At 74.4% G+C, this 1,855-nt stretch carries 2 protein-coding genes; both read left to right on the top strand.

Translation table 11 applies throughout. The features are described from left to right. On the top strand, positions 1 to 865 hold an 865-nt coding region (locus GT045_RS13380; RefSeq protein ID WP_161334298.1), incomplete at its 5' end, for an acyl carrier protein. 67 nt (positions 866 to 932) lie between these two features. Further along, positions 933 to 1,855: beta-ketoacyl synthase N-terminal-like domain-containing protein (locus GT045_RS13375; protein ID WP_202527958.1), on the top strand; the 923-nt coding region annotated here is incomplete at its 3' end.

The following is a 1,855-nucleotide window of genomic DNA, read 5'->3' as shown; positions in this document are numbered from 1 at the left end:
CAACTACGCCGCCGCCAACGCCTACCTGGACGCCCTCGCCGAGCACCGGCGCGCGGCCGGACTGCCCGCCACCTCGGTGGCCTGGGGCCCGTGGGACGGCGACGGCATGGCCGCCCACGGCACCGTCCGCTCGGCCGCCCGCGCGATGGGCATGTCCCTCCTCGACCCCGGCCGCGCGCTCACCGCGCTGCGCCGCGCCCTGGACGGCGGCGACACCACCGTCACCGTCGCCGACGTCGACTGGTCCGTGTTCGCGCCCGCGTTCACCTCCTCCCGGCCGAGCGCCCTGCTGTCCGCCCTGCCCGAGGCCCGGCGCGGCACGGACGGCCCGGCCCAGGCCGGCACCGCCGACGGCTTCGCCGCGAAGCTCGCCGGGCTCACCGGCGGCGAACGCGAGCGCGCCCTGCAGGAGTTGGTGTGCGGACAGGCCGCCGCCGTCCTCGGCTACGCGAGCGCCGACGCGGTCGAGCCGACCACCGCCTTCCGCGACCTCGGCTTCGACTCCCTCACCTCCGTCGACCTGCGCAACCGGATCAGCGGCGCCGCCGGGGTGCCGCTGCCGGCCACCCTCATCTTCGACTACGCCACCCCCGCCGCCCTGGCCAAGCACCTGGGCTCCGAACTCGCGGGCGCCGACACCTCCGTGGACTCGGTGGTCGCCGAACTCGACCGGGTCGCCGCCCTCCTCGGCGGCCTCACCGCCGAGGACATCGAGCAGGGCCGCATCACCACCCGCCTGCAGTCCCTGCTCACCGACCTCAACAGGACCCTCGGCCAGGACGCCGACGTCGTCGCCGGACGGCTGGAGGACGCCTCCGCCGACGACGTCTTCGCGTTCATCGACAACGAACTCGGCTCGGCGTGAGACGGACCTCCCCCGACGCCCCGGTCCCACCGCAGCCCACCTCTTCGCACAGGAGTGGCGACACCCGATGACCAACGACGAAAAGCTGCTCTCCTACCTCAAGCGGGTCTCCGCCGATCTGGCCCAGACCCGCCAGCGGCTGCGCGAGGTGGAGACCCAGGACCGGGAACCCATCGCCATCGTCGGGATGGCCTGCCGCTTCCCCGGCGGCGTCACCACCCCGGAGGAGTTCTGGCGGCTCGTCCACGACGGCACCGACGCCATCGGTGACTTCCCCGACGACCGGGGCTGGGACGTCGACGCCCTCTACGACCCCGACCCGGACGCCACCGGCAAGAGCTACGTCACACGCGGCGGCTTCCTCACCGAAGCCGCCGGGTTCGAGCCGGACTTCTTCGGGATCAGCCCCCGCGAGGCGGTCGCGATGGACCCCCAGCAGCGGCTGCTGCTCGAGGTGTCGTGGGAGGCCCTGGAACGGGCCCGGATCGCCCCCGACTCGGTGCACGGCGCCCGCGTCGGCGTGTTCGCCGGCACCAACGGCCAGGACTACAAGGACCTGCTGGCCAGGTCGCCCCAGGACGCCGAGGCGGCTCTCGGCACCGGCGTGCTGGCCGCCGTCATCTCCGGCCGCGTCTCCTACACCCTCGGCCTGGAGGGCCCCGCCGTCACCATCGACACCGCCTGCTCCTCGGCGCTCGTCGCGGTGCACCTCGCCGTACAGGCGCTGCGCGACAAGGAGTGCACCCTCGCCCTGGCGGGCGGCGCGACCGTGATGTCCACCCCGGGCAACTTCATCGCCTTCTCCCGGCAGCGCGGCCTCGCCCCGGACGGCCGCTGCAAGTCCTTCGCGGACGCCGCCGACGGCACGGGCTGGAGCGAGGGCGCCGGCATGCTGGTGCTGGAACGGCTCTCCGACGCCCGCCGCAACGGCCACGAGGTGCTGGCCGTCGTGCGTGGCTCGGCCGTCAACCAGGACGGCGCCTCCAACGG

This window comes from Streptomyces sp. SID486, assembly GCF_009865385.1.
In the GTDB taxonomy this organism is placed as follows: domain Bacteria; phylum Actinomycetota; class Actinomycetes; order Streptomycetales; family Streptomycetaceae; genus Streptomyces.
This window is presented reverse-complemented; position numbering and strand designations above follow the sequence as displayed.